This window comes from Candidatus Cloacimonadota bacterium, assembly GCA_020532355.1.
Lineage (GTDB): Bacteria > Cloacimonadota > Cloacimonadia > Cloacimonadales > Cloacimonadaceae > UBA5456.
The window spans coordinates 1-13725 of sequence record JAJBBD010000150.1 but is presented as its reverse complement, the minus strand read 5'-3'; the positions used below and the strand labels follow the sequence as shown (position 1 = coordinate 13725).

At 42.7% G+C, this 13725-nt stretch carries 12 protein-coding genes and 4 tRNA genes; all 16 read right to left on the bottom strand.

The annotated features are described in order from the left end of the window. Positions 1-556: 556 nt before the first annotated feature. A complete protein-coding gene (locus tag LHW48_05545) occupies positions 557-1174 on the bottom strand; it encodes a hypothetical protein (protein MCB5259924.1) in 618 nt (205 codons plus the stop codon). 97 nt (positions 1175-1271) lie between these two features. After that, the gene (locus tag LHW48_05540; protein MCB5259923.1) at positions 1272-2291 is read right to left on the bottom strand and encodes a T9SS type A sorting domain-containing protein; all 1020 of its coding nucleotides are present in this window, start codon (positions 2289-2291) and stop codon (positions 1272-1274) included. 169 nt (positions 2292-2460) lie between these two features. Next, the gene (locus LHW48_05535; GenBank protein ID MCB5259922.1) at positions 2461-3456 is read right to left on the bottom strand and encodes a tryptophan--tRNA ligase; all 996 of its coding nucleotides are present in this window, start codon (positions 3454-3456) and stop codon (positions 2461-2463) included. A gap of 3 nt (positions 3457-3459) precedes the next feature. After that, positions 3460-4776, bottom strand: a complete 1317-nt coding sequence (locus LHW48_05530; protein MCB5259921.1) for a MiaB/RimO family radical SAM methylthiotransferase — start codon at positions 4774-4776, stop codon at positions 3460-3462. Further along, positions 4776-6026: a DUF1015 family protein gene (locus LHW48_05525; protein ID MCB5259920.1), complete on the bottom strand. Its 1251-nt coding sequence runs from the start codon at positions 6024-6026 to the stop codon at positions 4776-4778. The genes LHW48_05530 and LHW48_05525 overlap by 1 nt, the downstream gene beginning before the upstream one ends. Before the next feature lie 61 nt (positions 6027-6087). Then, the gene (locus LHW48_05520; GenBank protein ID MCB5259919.1) at positions 6088-7365 is read right to left on the bottom strand and encodes a M18 family aminopeptidase; all 1278 of its coding nucleotides are present in this window, start codon (positions 7363-7365) and stop codon (positions 6088-6090) included. Between the two features lie 204 nt (positions 7366-7569). Next, positions 7570-8154 carry a hypothetical protein gene (locus LHW48_05515; protein ID MCB5259918.1) on the bottom strand — a complete coding sequence of 195 codons (585 nt, stop codon included), beginning with the start codon at positions 8152-8154 and terminating at the stop codon, positions 7570-7572. Between the two features lie 16 nt (positions 8155-8170). Continuing rightward, on the bottom strand, positions 8171-8563 hold the full coding sequence (locus LHW48_05510) for a DUF4878 domain-containing protein (protein MCB5259917.1): 393 nt from the start codon (positions 8561-8563) through the stop codon (positions 8171-8173). A gap of 61 nt (positions 8564-8624) precedes the next feature. Then, positions 8625-10388, bottom strand: coding sequence for a DEAD/DEAH box helicase (locus LHW48_05505; GenBank protein ID MCB5259916.1), 1764 nt, complete (start codon positions 10386-10388; stop codon positions 8625-8627). A gap of 447 nt (positions 10389-10835) precedes the next feature. Then, on the bottom strand, positions 10836-11519 hold the full coding sequence (locus LHW48_05500) for a hypothetical protein (protein MCB5259915.1): 684 nt from the start codon (positions 11517-11519) through the stop codon (positions 10836-10838). Then, positions 11516-12187 (bottom strand): HAD family phosphatase, encoded by a 672-nt coding sequence (locus LHW48_05495; protein MCB5259914.1) that lies wholly within the window; start codon positions 12185-12187, stop codon positions 11516-11518. The genes LHW48_05500 and LHW48_05495 overlap by 4 nt, the downstream gene beginning before the upstream one ends. A gap of 7 nt (positions 12188-12194) precedes the next feature. After that, positions 12195-12269: transfer RNA gene (locus tag LHW48_05490), tRNA-Gly, on the bottom strand. 8 nt (positions 12270-12277) lie between these two features. Beyond that, positions 12278-12364, bottom strand: a tRNA-Leu gene (locus LHW48_05485). A gap of 61 nt (positions 12365-12425) precedes the next feature. Further along, positions 12426-12499, bottom strand: a tRNA-Cys gene (locus tag LHW48_05480). A gap of 6 nt (positions 12500-12505) precedes the next feature. Beyond that, positions 12506-12580: transfer RNA gene (locus tag LHW48_05475), tRNA-Gly, on the bottom strand. A 686-nt stretch (positions 12581-13266) separates the two neighbouring features. Further along, positions 13267-13725, bottom strand: a 459-nt coding sequence (locus LHW48_05470; GenBank protein ID MCB5259913.1) for a hypothetical protein, incomplete at its 5' end; no start/stop codon positions are given.

Below are 13725 nucleotides of genomic sequence, written 5' to 3'. Positions count from 1 at the left end.
GGGGGATTGAGCTTAGCCACATACTACAAGGGTAGTGAGTGAGCATAATTCCGATCAGAAAAAGCCCACCTAACCGATATCTCGGGCAGAAATAAATTTTCTATATATGGATGGCAACAATCTCTACAATGAGTTTCCCTTAGCGCTTACTTTTTATGCCTACACCGGAACACTCCACTCAAGTTTAGATAGTGGTTTAGCTCAACTCTCATCCATTGTCTCAGGCTGTTTATATCTTAGCTTTAGGCAAACATTATCTTTAACCAATGCTGTATCCTAAGAGAAACCCACGCTAATCCTATGTTTATGCAATGAGGGTTTATGGACCCCGCTTGTGAGAAAAGTACGTTATCTTTTGCGTCTTGTGGAAGCCCAGAATTGATTCGATCGGTTCAGGGATTTTATCCGTTATATGCTACTTAGCAGTATCTCAATCTTTTTCCCAAAATAAATACTATTGTAGAACTCATCTAAAACGCTATTTTAGGTTTACTCTCGTTAAAAACGTGTTATTGCATAATTCGGTTTCAATGCTAAGTGATAAGTTAACTAAACCTTACTCCCATTTGATCAGAAAATCTCGATCTGGCACAAAGTTTTCAAAAGTCCAGATTCGGAGGTCTTGCCCGTCGATAACTTGTTTTTTTACATCATTATGGAAAGGATATTGGATAATATGCGCTCCACTTGGCAAGCTTACTTGGTACTTGGCATAAGTAAGCGGATTCCCCCAGCTATTTGCCGTTAGCAGGATGTATTTCGCCTCCTTAGCCAGCAATCTCTGCTGATAGCAAATTCGCACTGTCGCCATGCTTCGCTCTTCCATTTCTAATTCAAACCAAAAGCCATTGGCTGATTTTTTAACCGGCAGAGGAACATTGTTGTCCAAAAGGGTAACCGAAAGACCCTCGTAATCCATTTGTTTATCATCCACAGGAATGGGGAAATAGATATTCCTGTTAATGCTTTCTTTGTGCATGTTGTAAAAAGTAAATAATCCATCGAAAGCCAAGAGACTATCGCTTAAATCAAAATGCAAATTTTCCATTTCAAAGGTAAATCTTTTAGCAGCTAAGTCGGTTGACATCCTTGAATTTGCCCATAAACCAATATTTATGAACAAGAACAAGACCATACCTGCTATGCGAGCAAACTCCCACCCTTTACCTTTCATGAAGATTCGTTCCCTTAGTTCTTTAACTTCTTCCGCGAGGATGAGATACAGCAGTGGATGGGCTCTTTATGTATCTGCTAGTCATAAATCGCTTTTGCTATTTGAGAATAATGAACTTTGCTGTTCCCAACGTATTCTTCCCATCCATCAAGCGCAAAAAATACATCCCGCTGCTTAGACTTGGAGGAATCCAGCTTTGCTGCGGAACAAAAGCATAACTCTGTATGTACCTGCCTTTGATATCATAAAGTTTCATTACTGCAGGGCGTTCAAGCTTCTTATCGAATTCTGGAACCATTGCCTCTTGACTGTTTATTACATTCGGCTTAAGGCTAAACTTACCAATAACGGCCGGAAGTGTGGGATCTGTGTTTGAGGTGTAATCTATGGTTACAGTATAGTTGTAAACTTCATCTGGTTGCGCCATAAATATTGCTTCCAAAGCAGGTACATCCTGCACATCTGGAGCAAATACTCTAAATCTGCTGTTGCGACTGTTTATGTCACGCACAAATAACCCGCTACCATCGGTATATCCATAAGCAAATATATGATCCTGATAGTAAACCGGAATGTTCTCTATGGGAATGCCTTCCAAATTTTTGACATAGATGCTTACTTGAGAGTGTGAAGAACAGTTGTAATATGAAACAAGGCTTGGATCCGGGCTTTTTGCCCAAGCCGGCATTGAGATGCGTCCATCTGGAGTGTGGATTGAATCGAGGTACTGATAGATCGATTGAGTTCCTATCAGTGCATCTGTATCACAATCCCAATTATCTCCCCATGAAACGGACTCGTGAATAGTGGCGTACGAAAGATCAATACTAACCGAGCCGGATTCACGAGTAGCCGCAATGCCTGGCATTAACTCACTTAGATTAAACTCGGGTAGGGATCCCCCTTCTTGCTCGTCAGGAATGGTGATTTGCATGCTTAACCCATCGCATTCTATGCAGATTGTTTCTGAGGAGAACCAAAAACTTTGTTCACCCAACTGCATGATAAGTTCATCATTGTTGTCGAACCATAGCTGTTGAACAATCATGGGCTCTACTGGATTGGCTGCCAAGAAGATCGTAGCCATAAATACAATGCAGAATATAGCTTTACGCATACATCCTCCCCTGATCACTTTATTTGTAATCTATACTTGTAACATGCAATATTTATTCCTGTATAACAAGCATTAATGACCGGGGTATAATTGGGGCATGGGGCAAAGCCTCATACTGCAAGGGTGGTGGGCTGGGCATGAATTATGTTATTTCAAGCCAACCACGATACTAGTCCATTCCGATAATGTCTCTTAGCTGGCGAATCTTTGCCGCGGCTAGAGGACGGGCTTTTTCACTTCCTTCTTTTAGCACTTTGTGGATGTAGTCTTTATTGGCAATCAATTCTTCATAGCGTTTGCGATAAGGCGCCAACTCTTCATTCATGCGCTCAAACAGCTCTTGCTTGGCGTGTCCCCAGCCCATGCCCCCAGCCAAATAGCGTTGCCTAAGAGTTTCAATCTGCGCTTCATCAGCAAAACATTTATATAAAGCAAAAACGCTACATGAATCAGGATTCTTTGGCTCTTCCACGCTTTGGGAATTGGTGACTATCTTCATAATCAGTTTGCGCAATTGTTTCTCTGGAGCAAACAAGGGAATGATGTTTCCATAGCTCTTGCTCATCTTGCGCCCATCCAAGCCCACAACAGTCTTAGCGGTCTCATGAGCCAAAGGCTGGGGCAGCTTGATTGCCTCAGTTTGATAGATATGGTTAAAACTTTGAGCAATATCCACTGCCATCTCTACATGCTGAAACTGATCGTTACCCACCGGCACCAGATCGGTATCAAAAAGCAGAATATCCGCCGCCATCAATACAGGATAGGTATAAAGCCCCATATTCACGCCGTCGTCTGGATCTTTCCCTGCCTCTGCATTGCTTTGCAGTATGGCTTTATAAGCGTGCGCTCTGTTCATCAAACCTTTGGGTGTAAATGCCAGCAGAATAGTTAGTAGTTCAAACGTTTCCGGGATGGCACTTTGCCTATAGAAAAGCACTTTTTCAGGATCTAATCCGCAAGCTAGCCATGCAGCGGCGATTTCAACAGTCATATTGCGGATCGACTGGGGATCTTTAGTGCTATTTAAGGCATGATAATCGGCAATAAAATAGCGTGCTTCACAGCTTTTACTTAGTTCCAATGCAGGTTTGATTGCCCCCAAAAAGTTTCCAATATGGGGTATTCCGGTAGGTTTTATTCCGGTAAGTGCTATCTTCTTCATCTATTATAAATCCTTATCTTTTTGTTCTTCAACCAGGCTGCACCACAGCTCATCTGTAAGCGCATCCTCTACTTCTACTTCAAACAAAGGCCATTTGTTTGCCGGGATTTTATCCACGTAGGCAACACCATCAATTTCTGGAGCTTGAAACCACAATCTGCCCACGTAGGCTTGCATATTGTCATCATAGCCTTCCAGTAAAAACATCTGGCGGCTGCCTACAAACCTCTGCATCTTACTTTCTTTGGCTTGGGCAGCTTTGATGGCATACTCTGTTTCCAACTTGTCAACGCTATCCCAATCAAATTCTTCCTGCGATATCAAGCTGGAGTCTTCCTTTTCCGGTGAGTAACCAAATACACCTGTATGAAGAATATCCACTTCTTTTAAAAATCTATCCAGCAAATCCCTATCTTTTTTTGTCTCAGTGGGGTATCCCAGCATCAGGGTAGTCCTGAACACAGCTTTCGGTATTTCTTTTTTGATATAATCAAATAGCTGTTTCAGCTCCTGATACCCCTTCCTACGGTTCATCAGATGGATAATACGATCACTTGCATGTTGGATGGGTATTTCAAAATAGGGCAACAGCTTGGGGTATTTATTCCAGAGTTCTGTCCACTCGGGTTCAAAATGATCCGGATGCATATACATCAGGCGGATCCAATCATATCCGGGTATGGCGTGCAGAGCTTCGATCAGTTCTGGAAGAGACTTTTTGCCATAGAGATCGGTTCCGTACATACAACTATCCTGAGCGATCAAAACCAGTTCTCTTCCCCGATGGTTCAAACTTATTGCCTCCGCTACCAAAGCTTCGATTGGCTCTGAAACCAATTTGCCGCGGATCGAAGGAATCATGCAATACGAACAGTAGTTCTCACATCCATCAGCTATGCGCAAATACACATACTGATCTTTATGTAAGGCGGCACGAGCTCCCAAAGCGAGATCCACAGAAAGAGTACCTTTGGGCAAAACATAGTGCAGCAGGTACTTCTCAAAGGCATCAAAATCTTTTAGCCCTATCCATTTGTTTACTTCGGGAAACAAGTCTGCAAATTCTTTATAGGCACGGTTCATCACGCAGCCGGTTACTACCAAATGTGCCTTAGGCTTTCTTTCAGAGAGGATATCACACAGAACATCGTCCAATTCAGCCAATGAAGCCGCAAGGAAGGCACAGCTATTAACAAGAATAATATCTGCGTCTTCCATTGTTTCAGCTTCCCGAAAGCCATAGTGTTTCAGGATGGCGGCAAAGCGCTCGCTATCTACAAGGTTTTTGGAGCATCCCAGGCTTTCGATATAGAATTTCATTATTTCAAGAGGTGAATAAAGAGTCCGCTACGCAGTTTGGGCTCGAACCAAGTTGATTTTGGAGGCATAATCTGCCCGGCATCGGCAATACCGATCAGTTCATCCATAGAGGTAGGATACATGGCAAATGCCACTTTTTCCTTGCCACTATCCACCCGTTTCACCAATTCGCTCAAGCCCCGGATTCCGCCCACGAAATCGATGCGTTTATCTGTACGGGGATCTTCGATGCCAAGTATGGGATGCAGCAAATTCTTCTGCAGAATAGATACATCCAGATTTTCTACTACGTCTTTCTCGTTCCATGTTCCCGACTTTGGGCTTATAAAGTACCATTTACCATCGAGATACATGCTCATCTGATGTAAATGCGAAGGATTGAAACTACTGCCTGCCGATACTTCTTCCACGTTCCATTTTTCTCTGACTTTAGTAAGGAATTCCGCACTGCTATTGCCATTCAGATCTTTCACCACGCGGTTGTAATCGAATATTTTGAGGTGATTATCCGGGAAAATAACGGTCATAAAATAGTTGAATTCTTCTTCGCCAGTATAGTTTGGATACTGTTCACGGCGCAACAATCCCACTTTAGCAGCGCTGGCAGTACGATGATGTCCATCTGCCACATACAAATATGGCAGCTTAGCAAAGGCATCTTCTATGGCCTTGATATCGGATGGATCATCCATCAACCATAGGGTATGACCGATGCCATCGTCTGAAACAAAGTCATACACTGCTTGCTTGTTTTCACATACTTTTCTTACTACATCATCAATCGCTTCCTGATGACGATAGGTAAAGAACACCGGTGAAGGGTGCGCATCGCAGGTATCCACATGTTTTATGCGGTCGGCTTCTTTTTCGGCGCGGGTAAGCTCGTGTTTCTTGATCGTGCCATCCATATATTCATCCACCGAACTCAACCCGACTAAACCGAATTGAGAACGACCGTCCATAGTCTGACGATAGATATAGAACATTGGTTTTTCGTCTTGAATCATGTGCCTGTCGTTGATGTAGTTATACAGATTTTCTTTGGCTTTAGCATATACTTTGGGATCATACAGATCGATGCCTTCGGGAAGATCGACTTCCGGTTTTTCCACATGAATAAAGCTAAGGGGATTCTTTTGTACTTCAGCTCTTGCTTCGTCAGAATCCATCACGTCGTAAGGAAGGGAAGCGATCGCCTGTGCTTTGTCTGGAACCGGACGAACTGCTTTGAAGGGTTTGAATGTTGCCATGGGGTTTTTACCTCGTTTATTATATTCTAATGTGTTATAAATCTGATTTAGTGTTGATAACTCATTTGCCGGAATAGTAGGCAGCAAGCACTTTAATCAAGTCTATGTGATCCTTAGTTCCAGCGCTTTCACGCACAGAGTGCATTGCCCACATCGGGTTACCAATGTCCACCGTATGGATTCCCAGATTTGCCGCAACAACTGGACCAACCGTGCTACCACAGGGCATATCGCTACGCACCAAAAACTCCTGATGCTTTATTTCTACTGCTGCACATAGGTCGATAAACCGCAGGCTGCTATCCGAAGTGCTGGCATAGCGAAGATTTGCATTACGCTTTATCACGGGACCCTGGTTCATCTTCGGACTGTAATTGGGGTCATATTTCTCAGCATAAGAGGGATGGTAAGCATGCGCCATATCCGCAGAAATCATATATGACTTGCGTAAAGCGCGATAATAATCCTCCCGGTTGGGCGTCTGCGCCAGCACGATGCGCTCCGATAATTCTGCCAATAGCGAAGAAAATGCTCCTTGTGGGCTTTGACTGCCCACTTCTTCGTGATCAAAAAATACTGCCATGGGAGTAGTTGCACCAGCCTTGGCAGACATGATTCCTTGCAGGATGGCGTGGGTCATAGCGAGGTTATCCAGTCTGCCGCTTACCACGATCTCATCCTCCAAACCGATTAAGTGTGGTTCTTGAATATCGTAAAGATACAGATCCATTTCCACCACATCGGCTTTCTTCACTTTCAGATGCTTGGCAACCAAGTCTTTCAGAGGATTACCATCGTGTTTTTCCACGCTCAAGATAGCCTGCAGATGAGTCTGTTTATTGTATTCAAAGCCTTTATTGATCTCACGATTCATGTGAATGGCGGCATTGGGAATAATTGCCAGAGCCTTCTCAAAATCTATCACGTGGCTTTTGTAAGTATTTTTGTTTTTAACTATTACGCGTCCGCTGATGCCCAATTCACGATCTGTCCAAGTGCTAACGATAGGACCGCCATACACTTCCACGCCGATCCGGCAAACATCACCATCAAACTTCACACTCTCCGGTTTTAGTTTCAGACTGGGACTATCAATATGGCTGGACGCCATGTTAAAACCATGCTCAGCCACCTTGCCTGAACCAATAATAAAAGCGATCACAGCAGTATCCATACGGCGTATGAAGTATTTGCCGCCCTTTTTCAGTTTAAAAGCCTTTGCTTCGTCCAATTCGAGAAAACCCGCAGATTGCAAGCGGTTTACTATTTGTATACTGGCGGGGAAGCGAGAGTTCCCCTTGCCCAGAAAATCAAGCAAGTCTTTGATGTATGTATTCATATCAAGCTCCACAAAAATACTGTTTGAACAAATATTAATAAACACCGTTTAGTGTCAAGAGTTGAGTGTAGCAATCAGAACTGGATTTGAATACAGGATTATCCACGATTGCTTACGATGCCTTTAACGTGTATTAAGCTATTAGTGATGAATATATGTATAAATCTATTATGAGAGGGACAGATTGCAGATTAACTCCACTCGCTAAAGCTCCTGCCACATATCTCGCCAGAAAAAGGATGCCATGTCGATTAAGGCTTTGCCGCCAATCTCCTTGTAGATAAAGGGATCCTGGTCTGTTCCTGCCAAATACACAGCACGCACTAATTCCGAGCAATACATCTTAGATGGGTCATTCAAATTGAATTCATGGTCAAAAGGTAGCTTTTGCGCAAGTAGCCGTAGGCTTTCCTGTTTTATTCGTTCTCGTTTAACAGCAAAGAGGGGTTTAATATGCTTTACTTCGCCATCTCGGGCATGCTCTACAAAGCTCATCAGCGGTTCTATGCGAATGCCTTCCAGATCCGAAATTCTACCCGAAATGCTGTGCACAACTTTCCAGGTTCCTTGTCGTTTTAGCAATATGCCGCAATGAGACATGCCACCGCCATGGGGAAAGGCCTGCACTATCATGCTGGATATAAATGAATTGCCGCGCCTTAAAAGAATATCGCCTTCTTCAAATGACACGCTATCTACCACGCATAGTGGAGCTTGGGGAGAACAAAAACAGCGAGCTCCTCCGCTTTGGGAAGAGCCCACTAATAGGATTGCTATAATAAAGCCCATAAGGGCTAGCATGAATTTATTTTTGAACGTCATCCTTTACAAAATGAACTTTCCATGCACCATCAACTTTCTGCATTTGCAGATCATGGTTTTCAATCTTATCTGGTGTTTCTGTGTTCCACTGTTTGTATTTAACTACTGCGCTGTCGCCTTCGATAACGGTCTCCAATATTTCATAGCGAGTGTTTTTAAGCTCGGAAAGCTGATCTTCACTGGCATTTTTGGAAAACTCTTGCAAGAAATTCAAAAGCTGCTGTCCTTCATCGGTTGAAAGCTTTTTGGCGGCATCAAAATCTTGATTTTCTAAGGCCTTAAAGAATGCTTTTGCTGTGCTTTCTGCTTTGTTTCCGCAGGCAGCTAATGCGAAAATAGCAACCATCACGAGAAGCAAAATGATCATCTTTTTCATGTTAACTCCTTATATATTTATGTTTTCAACATATATTTCTAAAAGATATATGTCAATATTTTTATCGGCTTCTACGGGGTTTTGCAGGCTTATCTGTGGATTGATTTCTACTTTTTGAAAAGCTTCTCTTTTTGCCGGATCGTTCTGCCCCGAGATTTTTCTTGGCGTTATTACTACGTAATTTGGGCGCATTTACGGCTGCTTGATCGGAATTCTGTCTATGACGGGGAGCTATACTCGCATGAACATTATGAGTTTTGTAGCTTGTTCGTTCTATTGCTTTTAGCATATCTGTTTCGTAGCGAGAATCCAAATCTATCAAGCTGTAATCGCCAAAAATATCTATCCTGCCAATCTCGATGCCTCTGCCTATACGCAAGCTGTTGATGTATTTCATTAACTCACGTTTGCTAAGGCCTGCGCTATAGCCAATACTTAAGCGAAATGTACTAAATACAAATCCACGTTTATCTTTTATTTCTTTGGCGGAGTTCTTTTGCAGGTTGTCTAAATCCGGAATATCCTTATAATAGTTCAGGAAGCGGTTAAACTCTACTGCCACAAATCTTTTAATCAGTTCCTCCCGGGTCATCCAGCTAAGCTTTTTAAAGACGTTGCCCATGAAGGATTCCATCTCATCCTGGTTAATCTCAACCCGTTCCACGCCATCTATGAAATGAAACAGCTGTTTTTCGCAGATCTCGCGTCCCCCTGGCACTTTTTGCCATACTATGGGGTGTCCCAAACGTTTTTCTACAGCTCTCAAGGCACTAATCTCTTTGTTGTGCATGATAGTTATTGATACTCCGCTTTTACCTGCTCGTCCTGTTCTGCCAGAGCGATGGATATAAATATCGGGATCTAGAGGAACTTGAAAATTGATGATATGAGTAAGATCATCAACGTCTAAGCCCCTGGCTGCAACATCTGTAGCTATTAGTAAGGGAACAAATCGGCTGCGAAAACGGCTCATCACCAATTCACGCTGACCTTGAGAAAGATCACCATGCAAAGCATCGGCATTATATCCATCATGTTGAAGTTTATCGGCAATCTCCTGTGTCTCTTTACGCGTTTTACAAAACACTATGCCATATATATTAGGACTCATATCCGCTATTCTTTTAAGTGCCAAATATTTATCTCTGGCTTGAACCTTGTAATAATAGTGTAGGATATTTTCTGCACCCTTGTGTTCGTTACCCACACTCAAACGATGGGGATCTTGCATAAAAGCAGAAGCGAGTTTTTCCACTTCTTTGGGCATTGTGGCAGAAAAAAGCATGGTTTGCCGCTCTGCCGGTATGTGGCTCATAATCTGAGTAAGCTCTTCTTTGAAGCCCATATTCAGCATCTCATCCGCTTCGTCCAGAACTAGCCGAGAGACATGTTCCAACTTCAACGCTCCTTGACGAATCATATCGTTCACTCTGCCGGGAGTGCCTACCACAATGTGAATACCAGTTCTAAGGGCGTCTTTTTGGCGCATGATGGAAGCCCCTCCATAAATTGCAGCAATGCGAATTCTAGTCATATATTTGGCGTAAGATTCCAGATCTTTGGTGATCTGAAGGCATAGCTCGCGAGTAGGACACAAAATAATGCTCTGTACTTCGCTTTTTTCTATATCTGTAGCACTTAAGAGTGGAAATCCAAAAGCAGCGGTTTTTCCGGTTCCAGTTTGAGCCACAGCAATTAAATCGCTGTTACTATCCATAAGCCATGGGATTACAATTTCTTGTATGGGAGTAGGGTTTTCAAAACCAAGATTGTGAGCCGCCCTTAAGATGGGCTCGGGAAGGGTCATGTCAGTGAATTTAGTCAAGTTTGTAAGATCCTTTTTTCTTAATATTTGGCCATAATTCTGATGAGTGCTGTTTTGTAAAGCTTTAGTTTTATGAGACTTATTTTATAACTGATAAGCATATCTGATGTGCAAAGTTATTCTATGGCTATCTCTTGCCTCATAACATTAAGCCACTCATAACCAAGATTCAAGTAAGGATCTTCGTAGCAGACGGGAGTATCTCTGGATAAACTATGGCTGATGATCGCCTAAAGCATTGAACAAACAAGCGGGAAATTAGAGAAAATCCTCCACAAATCACCTATTGATCTATCAGATTATGCTTTAATGCTCAATATCAACAAACCGGCAGATTCCCACAATATCCCTAAGGCACTAAGAGATATGTGCTTATGGACAGATATATCCTTGAAAAAAACATAGAACCAATGCCGGATTAGTTTATCTTTTTGGTTCGAAGACGAACTATATTCCTTTCATTAGTAGCCGTTCCCAAGGCTTTTTTAACGTATAGTTCATCACAATCCGCTCTTTCCCTTTTAATCCCTGTGAGATTCTGTTGCTATACTCATCCAAAACAAGGTATTTATTGAATATTAGCGATTTAGCTTTTGCCACTTCTGCTATCATCTCGATTCCGTGCTCTACCAATTCCTGATCTGTGAATTCCATCAGATTTGTATTGCAGATAAGCTCACTTACTTTAAGCTTGGAAGCAGATTCTAACATATTGATCATTGTGCTGATCTCATCTGGGTTGCTTGTAAAGGGACGAGACGTATTTATAACAAGCTGCATATGATAACCGCGTTTGGTGATTGGATCCAAAAATCTGCCTAATGTCCTGCAGCCCGCAGGATCACCACCCACATCCAGAATAACTATACGGGATAAATCTTCTATTGCACCTTGGATGCGAGGAGAGATCATCGGTAAATCGGCATGGGAAAACTGCCCTTCCGGGGCAATCACTTCAATTCCCTCAAGTGCAAATTCAGCTCTTACATCGCGGCTTCTAAAATAGGGATTTACAACATCCAGATCGGCTAAGGAAACCTTTGTGCCTGTGCTGTTTAAACTGCGCGCTAAGTGTATGCTATATTCGCTTTTACCACTACCGTATGCACCAATCTCTATATATAAGTTCATATCTCTACTCTCAGTTTTCGAATTTCTTGTAATACTTCTTTGTAATTTTGGCAAAACGCATCTGCTACCGTTCTAATCTGTTCGTGATGGCGAATGCTGTCTTCATCATAAATGGCCAAAGTATGCATTCCAGCAGCTTGGGCAGCCTGTACACCGCTAAGAGTATCTTCGATGGCAACACACTGAGATGATTCTAGCTTAAGCAAGCGGGCGCAATTGAGAAATATATCGGGAAATGGCTTGCCCCTAAGCTCCATATCTCCACTGGAGACACAAGCAAAATGTTGCCAAACACCATTAAAAGTGAGTGCCTTCCGTGCCAACTCATACGAATTACTAGTGGCAAGACCTATCTGTATATGGGCTTGCGACAACAATTCCAATAGCTGCTTTGCTCCGGCTTTTAGTTGAATAGAATTACTATAATGCTCTGCTACCAGATTTGTCCATATTTGCATTATCTCTTCTACGGATTCGCCAAGGCCAAAGCGATCCCTAAAATACTGTGCGGTTTGAATAAAACTGTTGCCTTGGGGAAGATTATCAAATAGGTCTTCGGGTACAGCTACTCCACGGGATGTAAGAAATTCCTCATCCACCTGGCGCCATAAACCCATTGAGTCTATTAGAGTGCCATCAAGATCGAATATTATTGCTTTTATCGTCATAAAAAAATGGAGCGGGAAACGGGGGTCGAACCCGCGACATCTACCTTGGCAAGGTAGCGCTCTACCACTGAGCTATTCCCGCTGAAATAATGGTACCAGAGGCCGGACTTGAACCGGCACGGGCTTGCACCCGAGGGATTTTAAGTCCCTTGTGTCTACCTGTTCCACCACTCCGGCACTTATTAGAAATACCTGGAGATCTCTATATATATCTTTCTCAGGTTCAAAGTAAAAAGCTTGGAGGCGACACCCGGATTTGAACCGGGGATGGAGATTTTGCAGACCTCTGCCTTACCACTTGGCTATGTCGCCTCAAAATGGAGCGGGAAACGGGGGTCGAACCCGCGACATCTACCTTGGCAAGGTAGCGCTCTACCACTGAGCTATTCCCGCTCAAACTTGAAAGAACTATTAACTAAGAAGCTGGATTTTTGTCAACAGAAAAATGAAGCTTGGCATTCCTCTTTATCTAAGTAACATCAATCCCTAATTCGCAAATTCAGTTATCATCTCTTAAATAGTCACCGAAAATTGCAAATTGAGGATAAGTGGTTTTTGTGAGCTCTCTTTTCTGTCACGCTCCAAAGCTCCGTCGGAATACTTCAACTGAGATGATAAATGGTGCACTTTAAAGTGCCAAAACTGGTGTATATTAAGATTGACACATGCCCCCGAGATTCTTTTTTTCCATGCAAAAAACAAATCAACTCCTTCTCAGCATAGTCATATTTTCGGGCAGATATTAGGGGTAGAATGCAGATTATTTGATTTTCAAGAGCTAGTAATATTTTGGCTTCCGATGCCCAAATATGGGACCCATATCTTACGGCTTACTCAAACAATAACCTGATCGCTGCTTATGTGATACGGTCTGAAGAGGATATGTGGTTTAAGCTTCGGTTTAAAATGATAAACGAAGAAGGGGTAATGAGCCTTCCCGATCATGGATACAGTGTATCTTCTGCTGAATACGATATGAGCTCTTATGCTGTCTCCACTTTGAAGTGCAGGAAAACGACAGCCATTAAATAATTGCAGCAAGCTGGAAACCCACTTAAGTTTCGTCAGTAAATAAATCGCTATTTGATAATCGTTATCTTAGTAGTAGCTACCATTTGGTCTGCCATCACCATAACGATATAGGTTCCAGAAGCAAGCGGTCTGTTATTGTCATCTTTACCATTCCAAACAGTGGAATAGAACTCCCCGTTTTGTTTCACATCATTTGAAAGTCCCGCTTTGTGCATAAGGTTATTGTAGCTCTCAGTTAAACGGATGGTTTTCACCTTCTGTCCCAGGATGTTGAAGATATCAAGCACAGGATGCGCCTCAGGTTTCTTGGGCAAGGTGAATTCGATAAAGACTCCCGCTACCGTGCTGGTATAGTTCAATATATAAAGCTCGTAAGGCGTTTCGGGGTTATAAGAGATCAGATTCCTGATATCGGCACCACCTATTACGCTGGTGAGGGTGGCATTGGTAGTGTTATTGGCAAAAGTGCAGTTGTTGATCTGCATCCGCTGAAAACGGTTTTGCAT